Source organism: Nocardia sp. NBC_00508, assembly GCF_036346875.1.
Lineage (GTDB): Bacteria > Actinomycetota > Actinomycetes > Mycobacteriales > Mycobacteriaceae > Nocardia.
Genome location: NZ_CP107852.1, coordinates 4880088 through 4896101, shown reverse-complemented (window position 1 = coordinate 4896101; position 16014 = coordinate 4880088). Strand labels below are relative to the sequence as shown.

Annotated in this window: 15 protein-coding genes and 1 tRNA gene; 8 read left to right on the top strand and 8 right to left on the bottom strand. The window is 65.2% G+C overall.

Translation table 11 applies throughout. The features are described 5' to 3' along the window. Window positions 1–22: 22 nt before the first annotated feature. Window positions 23–862, bottom strand: a complete 840-nt coding sequence (locus OHA40_RS21745) for an ABC transporter ATP-binding protein (protein WP_330228727.1) — start codon at window positions 860–862, stop codon at window positions 23–25. Then, window positions 859–3546, bottom strand: a complete 2688-nt coding sequence (locus tag OHA40_RS21740; RefSeq protein WP_330228726.1) for an ABC transporter permease subunit — start codon at window positions 3544–3546, stop codon at window positions 859–861. Before OHA40_RS21740 ends, OHA40_RS21745 begins: the two co-directional genes overlap by 4 nt. Window positions 3547–4490: 944 nt before the next feature. On the opposite strand from OHA40_RS21740, the gene OHA40_RS21735 reads away from it, so the two are divergent. From OHA40_RS21735 to OHA40_RS21720, 4 genes are read left to right on the top strand one after another with little or no spacing between them, the layout of a single operon-like run. After that, window positions 4491–4784, top strand: coding sequence for a hypothetical protein (locus tag OHA40_RS21735; protein WP_330228725.1), 294 nt, complete (start codon window positions 4491–4493; stop codon window positions 4782–4784). Further along, window positions 4784–5077 carry a hypothetical protein gene (locus tag OHA40_RS21730; protein WP_330228724.1) on the top strand — a complete coding sequence of 98 codons (294 nt, stop codon included), beginning with the start codon at window positions 4784–4786 and terminating at the stop codon, window positions 5075–5077. The genes OHA40_RS21735 and OHA40_RS21730 overlap by 1 nt, the downstream gene beginning before the upstream one ends. An 8-nt stretch (window positions 5078–5085) precedes the next feature. Further along, complete coding sequence (locus OHA40_RS21725) at window positions 5086–5520, top strand: hypothetical protein (protein ID WP_330228723.1); 435 nt, start codon at window positions 5086–5088, stop codon at window positions 5518–5520. A gap of 11 nt (window positions 5521–5531) precedes the next feature. Next, window positions 5532–6224 carry a hypothetical protein gene (locus OHA40_RS21720; RefSeq protein ID WP_330228722.1) on the top strand — a complete coding sequence of 231 codons (693 nt, stop codon included), beginning with the start codon at window positions 5532–5534 and terminating at the stop codon, window positions 6222–6224. Window positions 6225–6422: 198 nt separating this feature from the next. Here OHA40_RS21720 and OHA40_RS21715 read toward each other — a convergent pair whose 3' ends face one another. From OHA40_RS21715 to OHA40_RS21700, 4 genes are all read right to left on the bottom strand, one after another. Next, window positions 6423–6881 (bottom strand): hypothetical protein, encoded by a 459-nt coding sequence (locus OHA40_RS21715; protein ID WP_330228721.1) that lies wholly within the window; start codon window positions 6879–6881, stop codon window positions 6423–6425. A 176-nt stretch (window positions 6882–7057) separates the two neighbouring features. Continuing rightward, a tRNA-Asn gene (locus OHA40_RS21710) sits at window positions 7058–7130 on the bottom strand. Window positions 7131–7351: 221 nt separating this feature from the next. Then, entirely contained in the window at window positions 7352–8119 is a 768-nt protein-coding gene (locus tag OHA40_RS21705) for a phosphotransferase family protein (RefSeq protein WP_330234317.1), read from the bottom strand. A gap of 137 nt (window positions 8120–8256) precedes the next feature. Beyond that, window positions 8257–9666, bottom strand: coding sequence for a helix-turn-helix domain-containing protein (locus OHA40_RS21700; protein ID WP_330228720.1), 1410 nt, complete (start codon window positions 9664–9666; stop codon window positions 8257–8259). Between the two features lie 416 nt (window positions 9667–10082). Between OHA40_RS21700 and OHA40_RS21695 the strand changes: the two genes are divergently transcribed. Beyond that, complete coding sequence (locus OHA40_RS21695; protein ID WP_330228719.1) at window positions 10083–10523, top strand: hypothetical protein; 441 nt, start codon at window positions 10083–10085, stop codon at window positions 10521–10523. Beyond that, on the top strand, window positions 10520–10735 hold the full coding sequence (locus OHA40_RS21690; RefSeq protein WP_330228718.1) for a hypothetical protein: 216 nt from the start codon (window positions 10520–10522) through the stop codon (window positions 10733–10735). Before OHA40_RS21695 ends, OHA40_RS21690 begins: the two co-directional genes overlap by 4 nt. A gap of 65 nt (window positions 10736–10800) precedes the next feature. On the opposite strand, the gene OHA40_RS21685 is transcribed toward OHA40_RS21690, so the two are convergent. Both OHA40_RS21685 and OHA40_RS21680 read right to left on the bottom strand, forming a co-directional pair. Continuing rightward, window positions 10801–12492: an NERD domain-containing protein gene (locus tag OHA40_RS21685; protein WP_330228717.1), complete on the bottom strand. Its 1692-nt coding sequence runs from the start codon at window positions 12490–12492 to the stop codon at window positions 10801–10803. 442 nt (window positions 12493–12934) lie between these two features. Continuing rightward, on the bottom strand, window positions 12935–13567 hold the full coding sequence (locus OHA40_RS21680; RefSeq protein WP_330228716.1) for a TetR/AcrR family transcriptional regulator: 633 nt from the start codon (window positions 13565–13567) through the stop codon (window positions 12935–12937). 70 nt (window positions 13568–13637) lie between these two features. On the opposite strand from OHA40_RS21680, the gene OHA40_RS21675 reads away from it, so the two are divergent. Together OHA40_RS21675 and OHA40_RS21670 are read left to right on the top strand one after the other, a co-directional pair. After that, window positions 13638–15167, top strand: coding sequence for a flavin-containing monooxygenase (locus OHA40_RS21675; RefSeq protein ID WP_330228715.1), 1530 nt, complete (start codon window positions 13638–13640; stop codon window positions 15165–15167). Next, window positions 15164–15994, top strand: coding sequence for an SDR family NAD(P)-dependent oxidoreductase (locus OHA40_RS21670; RefSeq protein ID WP_330228714.1), 831 nt, complete (start codon window positions 15164–15166; stop codon window positions 15992–15994). The genes OHA40_RS21675 and OHA40_RS21670 overlap by 4 nt, the downstream gene beginning before the upstream one ends. The last annotated feature ends 20 nt before the right edge of the window (window positions 15995–16014 follow it).

Here is a 16014-nt window from a genome sequence, read left to right as displayed (position 1 = left end):
CCACTCCTGGACCGAGTATTCGCTACGCCCATGGCCCGGCCGCGGTTCCGGATGGGTGTCCCGCCGGCGATGCCGGCAAGTCTGTGTGTCCCCCGTCGACGCCGAGATAGTTCTGCAGCACGACATCTCGGTCGATCCCTGCGGCGGGTCCGGCGAACGCGACGGTGCCGCGGCTGAGCAACACCACGTGATCGGCCATCGTGAGCGCGTGGTCGACGTACTGTTCGACCAGCACAATCGCCGCGCCCGTGGTGCGCAATTCGCCAAGGGCCACGAAGATCTCGTCCACGACCAGCGGAGCCAGGCCCATGGACACCTCGTCGAGCAGGACAACCGCCGGATCGGCCAGCCAGGCGCGCCCCAGTGCCAGCATCTGCTGCTGCCCGCCCGACAGGGAACCTGCCCGCTGATCGAGCTTCGCCCGCAGCGCGGGGAAGACATCGAGCACGTCATCGGTGCTGACTCGGCGCCACGGCGGCGTCAGCAGGCGCAGGTTCTCCCGGACCGTCAAGTCCGCGAACACACCTCGGCCCTCGGGGATCAGGCACAAACCGGCGCGGGCGCGTCGTGCCGGGCGAGCGCGGGTCAGATCTGCTCCGCCGATCGACACGGTTCCCGATCGCGCCCGCAGTAGCCCGGAGGCCACCCTGAGCAGCGTCGACTTTCCGGCGCCGTTCGGTCCGAGCAACGCCACGACCGAGCGAGGTGGAACGGCCAGGTCGACGTCGTGGAGCACCATCGTCGAGCCGTATCCCGCGGTGATCGAGCGCAATTCGAGTGCGAAATCGGTGCCGGTCGCGCTGTGTCCCTTTGCGCATGCCCCGGGATCCTGAGCTGCGGCCTCCTTGCCCTGGCCGGTCATGCTACAGGTTCCTTCAGCCGGTTCTCGCCCGTGACCGGTACGCCGAGATAGGCGTGCTGCACCACCTCCGAAGCCCGGACCTGCGCGGGCGAGCCCCGGAATATCAGGCGACCGAAATCGAGTACGAAGATCTCCTCGCAGATCTCCAGCACCAGCGACATGTCGTGCTCTACCAGGACGATTCCGACGCCGCGTTCGGCGACGACATGCCGAAGAATCTGCCCGAAGCGCGCGGTCTCCGCACGATCGAGACCCGCGCTCGGCTCGTCGAGCAACAGGATCCGGTACGGCCCGGCAAGACATCGCGCGAGTTCGACCAGTCTTCGCTGCCCGGTGGACAGTGCGCCGACGCGAGAATCCTTGATGGATTCGATACCGCACAACGCCATAGCGGAAGCCGCCGCGGCGCGCACCCTCCGGGCATGTCCGTGGGCCGCGAACAGTTGGGCCAGCGGATTCGCCCCGGCGAGTGGGCCTTCGGCTCCCATCGCGACGTTTTCGGCCACGGTAAGGGAATCGAACAGCTCCGTCCGCTGAAAGGTTCGCCCGATGCCGAGCCGCGCCCGGCGGGACGTCGAGACTCGACTGATCACCCGGTCCTGCAGTCGCACCTCGCCGGCGTTGGCCTGGACGAGACCGGTGCAGGCGTCGAACGTCGTCGTCTTTCCCGCACCGTTCGGGCCGATGAGTCCGGTGATCCGCCCGGTACGCGCCTCGAACGAGAGGCCGTCGACGGCCACCACGCCGCCGAAGCGGACCGAAAGATCCCGCACCTCCAGCAGCGCCGAGGGCTGGCTCGTGGATGGCTCCACCGCGACAACCGCCACCGACCGCTTGCGGCGAAACGCGCTGTCCAGCCAGGACCGGATCGGTCCGGGAACCTCCAGGCGGCTCGCGGTGGCGGCACGGAGCACCACCAGGATGCCGAACAGGACCTGGAGCCACAGCGACATGCCTGCGACGGGGACGTAGGACGGCACCAGGATGAGCGCGACCGCGGCCAGCAGCGAATACCACGGCTCCCGGCCCACCATGATGACAATGACCGCGAAATAGGTGACCGACAGTAGCGGCTGGTAGTTGGTCGCCGAGGCAGTGGTCTGGGCCATTCCTGCGAGTGCGCCACCCAACGCCGCGAGGAACGCCGACACGCAGAAGACGAGAACGCGGGTGACCTCGATCGAGACACCGTTGGTCCGCAGCGCGGTCGGCGATTCGGCCAGACCCCGGAGCAATCCTCCGAGCCTGCTCTTGTCCAACGCCACCACTATCAGCGTGCCGATCGTGGCCAGTACCAGCACGAGACGGTAGAAGGACGGGTCAGAGTCCAGTCCGAATACGCTGGGGCGCGGCATCGGCAGGCCGAGACCGCTGGTGCCGAACATATAGGGCTGGCTGTAGAACATCATCTGGAGCACGACGCCGAATCCGAAGGTCGCCAACGCCAGATACAGGCCGCTGAGCCGAATGGCCGGAATCGACAACACCGCACCGATCGGCACGACCGCCAGACCACAGGCGAGGAGAGCGAGCGGCCACGGCCACCGCCAGTCGACCGCGAAGTGCGAGAACGCGCAGGCGCCGATCGCGGTGAAAGCCACGTGACACAGCGAGACTTGACCGGACGTGCGAACCAGCAGACCGAGCGAGAGGAAGACGAGCGTCATCGCCAGCGCCACAGTCCAATCCGTCAGGTGGATGCCCGCGAACGACGGAACCAGCGCCAGCACGACCAACACCACCACCCCGCCAATGGATTGCAACGTCGGCGGAGCAGTCCAGCCGGATCGGATACGCCGGACCACCCGATCCCGGTCCAGCAGGAAGCGACGCGGCATGACGAGCAGCACGAGGAACAACGCCAGGAACGGCAATGCGGCGGGAACTCCCGCGGCCAGCCCGGTGGTGAAGTAGCGGGTAGCCAGGGCGGCGAACACCCCGATGAGCAGTCCACCGCCGAAGCTCCATGGCAGACTGGTGAACCGGCCGATGGCCGCCGCTCCGAACGCCTGGACGACCAGCAACGTCAGCTGCATGGGATCGAGCGGCATCAACGGCGCGAACAACACCCCGGACAGCGACGCCAGACCGGTGCCGACACACCAGGCCCATCGCCGAGTGCTCACCGGGCTGGTCCCGGCCAGATCCAGCAACGGCGCGTTCCCGACGACCGCGCGCATCGCGACACCACACCGCGTGAACCGCAGCGCGGCCGAGAGCGCGGCGGTCGCGAGTACCGCGACCCCGAACGTGGCGACATCCGACCACTGCACCTGCACACCGAAGGCGGCGAATCCGCCTTGCGGCAGGAAGATCGGAACTATGCGCGTCGTCGTCTGCCCGTAGTACAGAGTCACCCCCGCCTGGACAACCAGCAGAATCCCGACGGTCGCGGCGATCCGCAGTTCCACTGTCGCCTGGTCGACAACGCGGGCCAGCAACTCCAGCGCCATCCCCATGGCCGGACCGATACCGAGAACACAGATGGCCGCGGCGAGCTGCCAAGCAAGCCCATTGATGACATGCAACGTGTAGAACCCGTACGCCGACACCGTAGCCATGGCACCGTGGGCGAAATTGAACACTCCCGACGTCTTGTAGGTGAGCACCAAACCCACCGCGGCCAGCCCATAAACCGAGCCGGATACGATTCCCGCGATCACGAACGGCAAGAGATCTGCCACAACTTACTCCAATTTTCGCTGATCACCGACACTGCGAGACCGTGCGGAAGCGTCGGCGCACTCTGGCACTACCTGGTCGGCTGCTGATCGAGCGACCGCCCACACGGAAAGGGCGTCAGCGCTCTTTGGTATAAATGGCTCTATAGGCGAGCAGCTGGACGATTGACTCGGTCATGCCGTCTCCGGGGTTCGATGAACATATGGCACGCACTGGGTGAACGCGTGCCAGTCAGTGTTGATCGTCGTCCCGCACCACACCATGCAATCCCGCAGCTTCTGCCTCGCAACCGAATTCGACGGCACGAAAACGTAAGCCGGAAGCGAAGTCGATGCGGCAGCGGCTGAGTTCAGCTATCGACGGGCGGCCAACCGCGCGACCGTGTCCACGTCATCAACCAGCAGATCTTCCGGATCACCGCCTGCGACCCTGTCGAGCAGTCGATCTGTTTGCCGAATGTGATCGATCGTGAGGATTGCGTCGGTTTGGTATTCGGCGGCGAGACACAGTGAGCGCGTCGGAAGATTCGAGTTGCAGGTCGGCATAGCGCTTCTCGACCATCCGTGCTGCGCGAAGCAGCTGGATCTGAGTTTGCGGGGATGGTGAACCTGACGCGTTCGACTTGTGTGAACAGGTAATCCATGAGGTTGCGTGCATAGAAGCCGAAACGTCTACGAGCCAGGCGAACCGCTTCGGCCAACACCGGCACCGAGACGACGACCAAGCTTGCGCCTGGGTGCATCCATCGTGATCGGCTGGTGCTGGGCGACGGTGCCAGTCGAAAGTCGCCGAGTCCGCCGTCAAGGCAATAAAGCTAACCGAGGACAGGGACGTCGTAGCTGCCGCCGACCTTACGTAGCGTGATGTGTCGAGTTGGGAACCGGATCGACCCCCGTTCGCGTACAAGTAGTGTGGCAGCCAAGCCGACATGAGGGGGGACTTGGCCATGAGGGTGGCTCCAGATCAATTGCGGGCGCTTGCGGCGTCGATGGACGACATCGGCACCAAGGCCGACGCCTTGGACGTGCGCACCATGGCAGATGCCGTGACCGCCGCGATGTCGAGTTCGCCGTTGGGTGGGGTCTGCGCGACTGCCGGTGAGTACGTCGAGGGAGCGTGGCTCCGGATGGCGATGCGGTGCAAGCGGGTATCGAACATATGCAAAGGCGGCGCTGGCGCCTATGAGGTAACCGACCAGGAATTCCGTGACCGGATCGCCGCGATGGGCGGCGGTCGCTGATGGAGGGCAGTGTTCCGACATTGCCCCAGGTCCGGTCGTGGAAGCCGTGGACGATAACCGAAGCCGGCAACCAGATGAAGGCGCGCAATGCGGAGTTCCGCAGTTTGGCCGAGCGGATGGGCACCCAGATTCGGGATGCAGGCTCGCACTGGGATGGCGAGGCGTACTGGTCGGCCCACGACCGGGTCGCAGGCGATCGTGACACCGCCTACAAGGTGGCGGACGAAGTCGAGGTACTCGGCGACGCCATGGTCCACGGTGGAACCTCGATGACGAACTACCGCGAGGTGTGATCGGCAAGGTGACCGAAGCAACCGCGGCTGGCTTCAACGTCGCCGACGATTGGATTGTCACCGCCGTATCCGGTAACAGCGACGATGGCGTGCAGGCTCATCAGACGGCGATTACGACGGCGCTCAACGAGATGGTCAGTGCCCAGGATGACGCGGTGAACGTGATCAAGCAGGCCGCCGACGAGGTGCGGTCACGCGGTGAAATGTTCGGCGACGGCGATCCGGTGGCGATGGCGCCGATGGGCCTCTGTATCAGCGGCAGCCGGGTGTCAATATCGACGGCGGCTTCGACGCCGAACGCACCCAGGCCGCAGCGGCGGCGTTCGAGAACGTATTCGGTCGACCACCGACGACGCCGACCGACTGGCAAACTGCGCACGCGCTTAACCCGAACAGTTACACGCCGAAGTTCCAGGGTGTGCCACCCGAGATCCGAGTGGTGAGGATCGAGCCTGTGCATGGTCAGGGAGTGGTGCGGACGGCACAATACATCGAACAGCGCGACGTGACGAGTTGGCCGCCTCCACAACGAGACCTGGGCGACAACCGCACGGCCGACCCCAACTTCGACCCTGAGCACGCCAAGGTCGCCACCTACATAGATTACGAGAACGGGATTGTCGTGATGCGGCAGAACCCGTCGGTTCGCCAGAACCCAGATGGCACTCCGGGCGAGGTACAAGCCGGTGTCCCCACCGGTCAAGTCTGGCAGGCCGAGGACGGTTCGGTGCGGATCAGATACGAAGCCGGAAATCCCTTCGCACCAGACTGGACCGCCAACCCGCCGGGAACCACGAAAATCGACGACCACCCAGTGACCGTGAACGGCGACCTCGTCCTCAAGCCGGGAGACACGGGGGTCGAAGTGCACGGCACCCGCACGGACTACCCCTCCCTCGAGGTGTACCAGGACGATCCGCAGGGCAACACTCGTACGGTAGTAATCGACCCGGCTGTGTCCGGACGGTCATGGGGTCCCAGCGTGAACCTGCCGTACCACCACGACATTGGCCTCGGCGAGTCGGCATTTCGGCCGTTCCATGAGTGGAACAGTACCGACGATGTGCCGGGTCCGGAAAAGCCGCCGACACAATTCGGCCCGGTGCCGAACCCGCCGCATGTGCCGCTCCCGAAAGGAATGATCTGATGGCAGCGGGAAATTCGGTATCGACCTATTGGGCTGCCGCGACCGGCAGCTTGTCGCTGGGTTTCGTTGATTTCACCAAGGTCAGCGTAAACAGGCGAGTTCGTCTGCGGTCCGACGGACATGGGCTTGAAGATGGAGTGGAGTTCCGCGAAAGCTCATGAGCACGGCGGCAACGTGGCGAGACGCACCCTGCTGACGCTAACGATCGTGCCTGTTCCGATGACGACGGTGCGAGTCGCGGTCGCGCTCCAACTCGTCCAGACGATCGTTGAGTTCCTCCCAGTCGCTCTTACCACCCACAAACCACACGACCGGATGGGCGCCCGGTCCGCAGTCGCGGGTGACGTGCGTGCGGCCCTGCGGTGCCATTCGCTCTTGCCAGCCGGTATAGGCGAAGTTGGAGCACCAGGCGTCGATCTTCACTGTGGCCGGGGTGAAGTCGCGGTTCTCGCAGTCCACCTCCAGGCGGCTTTCCACCGGCCCGTACCAGCAGGGCACCAGATAGGAGGCGTTTGCCGCGCCTGTACCGACCAGAACCGGAGCAACGGAAAATACCGCGCAGAGCGCGACACCTGCCGCAGCTCGCTTACGCCCCCTCGATCCGATTCCCCGCGATCGCCCGAGTATGGCAAGAGGATTGGTGGTTCGTATACTCACCATGCGCACCCTATATTGTTCCCGCCAATGGTGAACTTGCCACGGCCACAGCAGATCTCGGACGTCCAATCACACGAGGGATCTCTCGTCCGGTTTGAAGGTGAACTACCGCAGGCGCACCGACGGCCCCCGAAGCAAGCGGAGGAGCCGGGCTATACCCTGCCCGGCTCCTCCTGTGAAACGAGCGTGATTCGAACCCGCACCCGTCGGATTAACAGTCCGATGCTCTGCCGATTGAGCTATCGCTGCACCATCTGTGACCACTGCACCCGCGAGTGCGGGCGATCAGATGATGTGGAGCCCGTCGGGAATCGGAGAGAATCTCATCTACCCGATACGATTTGTGAATCGTAATTCGTAAGAGAAATGAAGGCCGACCACAATCTCGGCAACCTATCCAGTCGGCTAGCGGTGTACCGACCAGGTGCCGCTGCGGGCCAACACCCGCAGCAGCGACCCCGTCATGTCTCTCACGACACCGCCGTCCACCGCACCTTGCGATCCCCGCTGCGCAGGGACAAGATCCGTACCCTGAGCTGTTCGGCTGCCGCGGGCTTGTCAGGCGCCAGCCGGATATACGCGCCGACAGAGTGCAGTTCGGCGATGTCACGGAGCAGGTGCCACTTCGACCAAGCCAGAAGGTCGTATCCGTAGGCGTCGAGGAACCGACGTCGGCCGTTCTCCGGCTCATGAAAATGATCAGGTAGCCCGCTGACCAGATCCAGTTCCCGTGGACCGATGCAGCACTGGTCCCAGTCGATCAGGACAAACCCGCGGTCGGTCTGGACGGCGTTCTCGGAGTGCGCGTCAGCGTGGATCAAGCCGTACCCCAGGGGAAATTCGGCGGCATGGTAGGCGTTGACGAGTTCTTCGGCGCGGGTGGCGATCCATACACGGTCATCGACGTTCAGTACGGGGAGCGCCCTGCTGGCATCCAAGGCCAGCGCCTCATGCAACCGATGCAACGGTCTGTATTCGGGCACCGGCAAAGGTGGGCGCGGCAGACGGTGTAACCACCGGAGCACGATAGCGATGTCCGTCGACGTTGCGGGCGTGCGTGTCGGACAGTATGGCCAGAAGGTGGCGACCGCCCCGGCCGTGATGACGGGTTGCTCACAGGGAAGAGGGCATAGCCCGATCGGCTCACCGTCACGTTCGTTCAGCCACCGTGTGATGGCGACGCTCGTGCTAGCGCGTGCCCGCCGAAGGTCTGTGTCCGGAGCGAGCCGCACAACCACGCCGCCGTTGCCCTCGCCCGGTAGCAGGTACACCGCATTCGACCGGTGGTGCAGCAGCTGCGCGCCATCCGAGGCAACCCCGAATGCGGCGCATGCAGCTCTCAGCGCATCAGGGCCGGGAAGTCCACTGTCGTCGATCACAGCGCGAGAGGAGTAACCATGCGGATCTCCTCACGCATGTCAGCGACCGAAGGGTTGCGATCGTAGCGAGCGGCGATGGTATCGAGGTGACGCAGCCGCGTGCAGCAGCGTTCTGATGACAGCGCCGCAACCGCGCTGATCGCGTCACGGCCACAGGTCGCCGCGCTGTCGTAGTCACCAGCCTGGAGGTATGCACCAGCGAGCGTCGGCAACGCTACGGCACGACTCCGGGCATGCTCAATCGCGTGTCCGTTGATCGCAGCAGTCAGTTGCTCTATGGCCGCGGGCGCGGCAGTCGAATCAGTCAACGACAGTAGGTAGTACGAGTGTCCTTGCTGCGCAGTAATTTCCGCATGCGTGACGAACGACGCCCATGGCGGAGTGTTGTCGACACTGGCGACTCCATAGAGGTCCTCGGCCGTGCCCATTGCCCGCCGCATCTGTTCAGCCTCACCGAGCGCCGCCCAGCACCACGCGGTCACGGCCGAAATGTATCCCGCCGTCATCGTGCTGACCGGATGCTTCCGGCTGCCAGCGGTTGTCGAGGCAAGTCGCGCGAGCGCCAGCGCCTCTTGGCGGCGCCGACCAGCATCGTCGTCGGGCGAGTCAGGCCGCCACAGGTGCAATGACTGGTGGGTCATGTCCAGCAGGATGGTCACCGCCAGATCGGTGCTGCGCGGGTGGTCCTGTCCCCTGTACGTAGCATCAAGCGCATACGCCCACAATCGGCGCGCCGAATCGTGATCCTCGACGTCATACGCCAGCCAAGCGGCGGTCGCGGCGAGCCCCGCCGCAGCAATCCAATACCGCGTCCGCACGTCGGAAGTGCAATCGGCGTTCTCGAGCGCACGAACCTGGTGTACCTGCGCAAATGCAGCTGCCCGGCAGAATCCACCACCGTGGGCCATATCCCAACGCCGGAATCCCTCACTGATGGCTTCGATCGCGTCGATGTCGGCCGCCCCGAGACGGGTTCGAATACTGGGCATCGAATCGCCAGGCAGGCTATTGCCCAGCCGAGCCAGTTCCGGGTGCAGGTTGGAGCCGAGCGTGGCGGCGGTTACCAGGACCAGAAAATCCCGTCGGTCCACCCAACTCACCTCCTTCATCGAAAGGCTACCGCCGCCTTCGACGGGAAAGCCCAGGAGATGTGGTGGAATTCCCAGTCGTGACGCCATCCGCGCCACCACCTTGACATGCCCGATCCGACGTTCACCGCGTTCGACCGCCGATACTCGTGGTTGGCCCAGATCGAGCAGCGCACCAAGTTGCGTCTGACTGAGACCCGTGTACTCGCGGATCGCCGTGAACACTATGCCGAAGTCATAGGCTGCCAACGCATCCCTCACGTATGGCTGGTCATACAACTCCGGCGACATCGGTCGGCGCAGCCCGGCAGAACGCATGCACGTTGAGCACATCGTGCCACGACTCACTTCCTTCAGCGTCCCACCGCATATCGTGCAGCTTCTCCCCGTCATAGCGCCGCTTTCTCACCGTCGTTGGTCGAATGGTCGGCCCTGTCGCGCTCGTCCCGTTCAGTTGCCCAATGCCTGCTCGTTCGGCATTGGTAACCCCGCCAGGCACCTGCGTTCTGCCACGTAAACCCACCGAACTGTCGACGTCAAGCCCCAATGGGGCTAATCCGGCGGGGCATAGCAAACCCGTCCTCGCTCCCCAACTATTGGCCCTGGCGCCCGGCACCGGGCTTGACGCCGCGCCTCCGCGGCGCACCAGCCCGCCAGGGTGGCGTGCCGGTGGCGAAACGCCCCCGGTGTCGGGCACCGCTACAAGGACGACAACAAGCATCCAGGGGGTCACCATGTCCGCATCCGTCGTGGCGGACGCGCTCGGCCGCTGTCACTACTACCGAACCGTATGCCAATTGCCTTGCCACATAGATGAATCCGGGCGTATCGCAGTCACCATAGGCGGTCGAGTCCGTGCGCTCACCACTCCGGAACCACTCGGACACGCGATCCGTGAGTACCTGCTCGCCCGGTCATGGGCGGGGCCGATCGTGTGGCACCGATCGCGGCGGTACACATTTCTCACAGGCTATTCGGCTGAGGCCGACGATCATTCGCCCTACGCGCGCACCCTGCTGCGAACCAACTCGCTGATCATCCCGTCCCTCGGCATCGTCGCACTCCCCTCACCTGCGGATCAAGGCAGCTACCGCCGATGGATAGAACCGGCTCGCGACGGCTACCGGCCATGCCTGAAGACGGTGCTCGACGCCCTGATCGCCTGCGCCCGATGACAGGTCCCTCCACACCCCGCCCCGGCGAGCCCGATCTCCACCTCAGCATCTTCCTGCAGGGAGCCCGTCTGGACTACGTCGCCTGTCGCACCGCTGCCCTCCGCTTCATCGCGGAATGGCACGCGCGCCAGCGCGAACCGATCACCGTCATTCCCGGCCCTACGCACGGCCTCGATCGCCTCCCCTGCGAACGCCTCTACCTCGAGCCGTGAACCTGTCGCGTTGGGCGGTGGCATCCCACTTTGTTCGTCCCGCTGTCGGAATGCCGTGCAGCGATTCAACAATCGGAACGGAACGGCAGGCACAGCGGCAGCAGATCGAATCGAGCCGGGGTTTCGGTGACGGTCGGCGGTGGTGGGGCCACCTCTGTGGGCGGCGGGGGCTCGGTGGTCGACGCGGGCGATGGGGTCTGTTGTACTGCGTCGCCCTGGGGGGTGGAGCAGGCGGCGGCCAGCACCCAGATCGTGCCGATGACAAGCGCTATCAATGCCACGGCCGCGATCTGTTGGGGACGATGGCGGATCGGGCGCGGTTGGTCGGCCGTGCGGGTGCGGGTGCGTGGAGGCACGGTGATCATGTGCCGGAGGTCGGCGATGCGCGGTCGACGTTCGACGAGGCGCGGTACGGTGGGCCGTCGCGGTGGACGCGGTTCGGCGTCGGCGGCGGACCACCACGGCGGCTCGCTCGACAGGGGTGATGGCGTGGCGGGTGGGCGCAATGGCTGGGTGTCGGACTCGATCCAGGACGACCACCGGTCGGTGAAGGGTGACGACAACGGGGGCGGTGATTGGGCAGCGAAATCCACTGTTGCGCCTGATGGCAGGGGCTCCGATGGTGGCGATTCGGCGGGTTCCAGCGTGTAGGGGTCCGGCTCGGCGGGTTTCGACTGTGCGAGCCTCGGAGGCAGGCGATCCGATGTCGAAACCGGCTCCGGGTCGTCTTCGGGTCCCTCAGCGGTATCGAACTGCCGATCCGCGATGGACGACGGCGAGCTGTGCACGCGTTGGCCGCCTTCTGGACCGGAACCGGCTGTTTCGTCTGACGACACAGCTTCCAATGCGTCGGATCGGGCTGGCATGGGTGTTTCGGCAAGCGGCGATACCGGCCGGTCCGACGCGGGCGCCGTCTCGTCTTGTGCGTCATCGCTCTCGGGCGCTTGCAACGAGCCGGGTGCGTTGAGCTGCGGTGCTACCGGCCGCTCGCGGGTGGAGTGCGACGACGGCACGTCCTCATGAGCAGGCACGCAGGCCGCGTCCGAGTTTTCCGCGGAAGGCGTGCCGCCACCCGGCGCTGCTTCTTCGAGCACCATCGCGCCCGCATCACCACGCAGCGCCCGCTCCAGCGGAAAACCGTCCGCCACAAGGTCTTCAATGCTGACCTGATCGACCAGGTTCAAATCGCTGAGCACGGCGTGCGCACGTTCGGCCGTCCAGATGAGATTGCGGCTCGCGGTGCGGTGGAACCACGCACGCAGCTCGGCGGGAGTGCTTCCGAGCACCACCCCGCAACCCTTACGCCGCGACTCGATGTTGAGCGTGACGGTCGATTCCCTGGGCGGCACTACGACGATCAGCCCGTCGACGTAGGTGTCGGGGTGATGTTTGCGCACCAGTTCCTTCAGGTTCGAGACGTTGTTCGTGACCTGGTCGAACGGGCTGCTGTCGCTGTCAGGCACGTCGATCGGGTCGCCCTCGAACCCGGACAGCCGCCAGCGCCCGTTGGCCTGCACCGAGAGGACGCCGGTCATGGCTTCCGGTACGGTGCCCTTCGCCTCGATCACCACCGCGGCCCTGGGCGTGATCACAACCAGGTCGGCTCCCTGCGCCTCGCCGTCGCCTTTGCGGTCCGGTAAGTAGCAACCCGAGATCGCTACTCCCACAATGACGTACTGCCCTGTCCAGCTACGCAGCCAGCCGAGCACACGCCGCTCGGATCGCGTTGCCGTCGTTCGTTCGTTGATGACCAGCATCAGCGGCCACCTCCATCACGTCCACGGAATCGACCATTCGACGGTATTCGACACGATTTCCGGCGAAAACGCGAAAAACACTGCAAGAGCGGTCTATTGGCAGCAGAAGGGCGTGTCCGGTGCCGTGTGGGGGCAGAGCCGCAGTCGGACACAGCTGCGACCCAGGTGGCGTTCACCGAACTGGCCCGCATACACGCCGACAACCGAGCCAGCGAGAGATGGATCCTGGACAAAGTCTGCGAGCTCGTCGCCCGAACCGGCTACGCCGACAGCGTCATCGCACTTCCGCTCGGCCAGATATCCCGCTCGAAGACGAGTGGGGAGCCAGCTGGCGCCGGACAGCGCAACAACTCTCATTCGAGATCCGAAACGCATGCCGGGCTCAACTCGCCACCAGCGACGCGGCCGACCACCACTGATCCGACGCCGGCTCGAGGCCCGGTCACCCGCGCAACGCGGCCGCGAGGGCCGGGTCGACGGAAAGCGCTATGGCGATAAGGGATTCGACCAGTAGATCGATGTGCTGTTCGCGGGAAATGGGTTCCGTACTCAACCAGGTGAGGGTGGTTTCCTCGACGAAAGCGATCCAGCCGCGCATGGCGAGCCAGAGCCGCGGGTGGTCGGCCTCGGAGATCGGGACCGGTACCTCGGCGAGGATGATGCCGATGATGGCGTCGCGGGTTTGGTCGACCAGGGCCGCGAGGTCGGGGCTGACGCTGGTGGGGCCGCGCAGCAACGCCAAGTATGAGGTGCGGTTCTCGCTGACGTAGTCGATGTAGCGCTCCATCGAGTCGCGCAGCATCCCGAAGACGCCCAGGGCGCGGTCGGGGGCGACGCGCTGGAGCAACTCGGCGTTGGCGTGGCGCGCGATCGCCAGCAGGAAATCCTGCTTGGTCGGGAAGTAGTGGAACAGCAGGCCGCGCGAGATCCCGGCCTGGATGGCGATCTCGCTGACGGAGATGTCCTCGATGGCGCGCTCGCCGAGCATCTTGGCGCCCAAGGTGATCAGCTGCTCGCGACGTTCGGCCGGGCTGAGCCGAGTGCGTTTGGTCGCCTCTCCCTGGGTTCTGGTCACCCGATCATCCTACTGAACGCAAGTCAATACACTGTTGACTCGCGCTCAATAGGACCGTAGTCTCGGTTACATGAGTCGCAAGGTCACAGACAATGCTGTCGCCGACCGACCCACGCGCCACGCCAGGACGATCATCATCGGCAGCGGGTTCTCGGGTCTGGGTCTGGCTATCCGGCTGACCCAAGAGGGTCGCAACGACTTCCTCGTCCTGGAGCGCGGCAGCGAGGTCGGCGGCACTTGGCGGGACAACACCTACCCCGGCGCGGCCTGCGACGTCCCCTCGCACTTGTACTCGTACTCGTTCGCGCTGAATCCGAACTGGTCGCGGTCGTACTCGCGCCAGCGCGAGATCCAGCAGTACATCGAGGACGTATCCAAGCGCTTCGACGTGCGCGACAAGCACATCTTCGATTGCGACGTGACCGGCGCCCGCTGGAACGACGACACCGCGCTCTGGGAGATCGACTCCACCCAGGGCCACTTCACCGCGAACAGCGTGGTCTCGGCGGTCGGCGCGCTCTGCGAACCCGCGCTGCCGGACATCAAGGGCATCAGCCAGTTCGAAGGCGAGGTCTTCCACTCCGCCCGCTGGAACCACGACGCCGACCTCACCGGCAAACGGGTCGCCATCATCGGCACCGGCGCCTCGGCCATCCAGATCGTGCCCGCCATCGCCCCGAAGGTCGGCCACCTGGACGTCTACCAGCGCACCGCGCCGTGGCTGCTGCCGCGCCTGGACCGTCCCTATACCAAGGCCGAGCGGCTCGCCTTCAAGCACGTGCCCGGTTTCCAGCGACTATCCCGCGCGGCCATCTACGCCGCGCGCGAGACCCAGGTGGTCGGCCTGGCCAAGCTGCCCGCCATGATGCAGGTGTTCGAGATGCTCGCGAAGGCCAAGTTGCGCTACGAGATTCGCGATCCGCGGCTGCGTGCCAAGGTCACGCCGAACTTCCGGATCGGCTGCAAGCGCATGCTGATCTCCAACGACTACTACCCGGCCCTGTCGCGGCCCAATGTCGACGTGGTCACCGACGGCATCGCCGAGGTACGCCGGAACTCGATCGTCACCAAGGACGGCACCGAGCGCGAGATCGACGCGCTGATCGTCGCGACCGGCTTCCACGTCACCGACTCGCCGACCTACGACACGATCGCGGGCCGCGACGGCCGCACCCTCTCGGAGGTGTTCGACGAGATCGGCCAGCAGGGCTACAAGGGCGCTTCCATCGCCAACTTCCCCAATATGTTCTTCCTGCTCGGCCCGAACGTCGGCCTCGGGCACACCTCGATGGTGTACATGATCGAATCGCAGATCAACTACATCGCCGCCGCGCTGGCCACCATCGACCGCCTCGACCTGCGTACCGTGGAAGTGCGCCGCGACGTGCAGGATGCCTACAACGCCGACCTGCAGGCGAAGCTGGCGGGCAGCGTCTGGCTGACCGGCGGGTGCTCGAGCTGGTACCTGGACAAGCACGGCAACAACACCACGCTGTGGCCGGACTTCACCTTCGAATTCCGTCGGCAGACCAGGACATTCGACGTGGCGGCGTACGACATCTCCATTTCCCGATCCGATCTGAAAGCAGTGGCACGGTGAGCAAGGACGCTTACTTCGAGAACAAAGTGTGTGTGATCACCGGAGCGGGCTCCGGGATCGGCCGCGCCTTGGCCGAGAATCTGGCCGGGCGCGGCGCCAAACTGGCGCTGTCCGATATCGACGTCGAGGGTCTGGCCGAGACCGTGCGCCGCTGCGAGCAGCTCGGCGCCGAGGTCAAGTCCGACCGGTTGAACGTGGTCGAGCGCGAAGCGGTCCTGCTCTACGCCGACGCGGTGAAAGCGCACTTCGGCACGGTGCACCAGGTCTACAACAACGCGGGCATCGCCCACCACGGCGAGGTGATCCGCTCGGAGTTCAAGGACTTCGAGCGCGTCATGGACGTCGATTTCTGGGGCGTGGTCAACGGAACCAAGGCGTTCCTGCCGATGGTCATCGAGTCCGGCGACGGTCACATCGTCAATGTGTCCAGCCTGTTCGGCCTGATCGCGATCCCCGGCCAGAGCGCCTACAACGCGGCGAAGTTCGCGGTGCGCGGCTTCACCGAATCACTGCGGCAGGAGATGCTGGTCGCACGGCATCCGGTCAAGGTCACCTGCGTGCATCCCGGCGGCATCAAGACCGCGGTGGCGCGCAACGCCACCTATGCCGAGGGCATCGACAGCAAGTCGGCCGCGTCGATGTTCGACAAGAAGCTGGCTATCCACAGCGCCGAGATGGCGGCGCAGACCATTGCCGAAGGGGTGCGCAAGGGCCACGGCCGGGTGCTGATCGGCTGGGAGGCCAAGCTGCTGGATCTGTTCGTCCGGGTGACCGCGTCGGGCTACCAGCGGATCGCCGCCAACGTCGAACGCCGCTTCCTGCCCTGATCCGGATTCGAGGGACAATC

Coding starts and splice junctions, on each gene's coding strand:
- OHA40_RS21690 (WP_330228718.1), top strand. CDS start 10,520: ATGACAGGTCCCTCCACACCCCGCCCCGGCGAGCCCGATCTCCACCTC.
- OHA40_RS21735 (WP_330228725.1), top strand. CDS start 4,491: ATGAGGGTGGCTCCAGATCAATTGCGGGCGCTTGCGGCGTCGATGGAC.
- OHA40_RS21695 (WP_330228719.1), top strand. CDS start 10,083: ATGTCCGCATCCGTCGTGGCGGACGCGCTCGGCCGCTGTCACTACTAC.
- OHA40_RS21700 (WP_330228720.1), bottom strand. CDS start 9,666: ATGCGTTCTGCCGGGCTGCGCCGACCGATGTCGCCGGAGTTGTATGAC.
- OHA40_RS21675 (WP_330228715.1), top strand. CDS start 13,638: ATGAGTCGCAAGGTCACAGACAATGCTGTCGCCGACCGACCCACGCGC.
- OHA40_RS21745 (WP_330228727.1), bottom strand. CDS start 862: ATGACCGGCCAGGGCAAGGAGGCCGCAGCTCAGGATCCCGGGGCATGC.
- OHA40_RS21730 (WP_330228724.1), top strand. CDS start 4,784: ATGGAGGGCAGTGTTCCGACATTGCCCCAGGTCCGGTCGTGGAAGCCG.
- OHA40_RS21685 (WP_330228717.1), bottom strand. CDS start 12,492: ATGCTGGTCATCAACGAACGAACGACGGCAACGCGATCCGAGCGGCGT.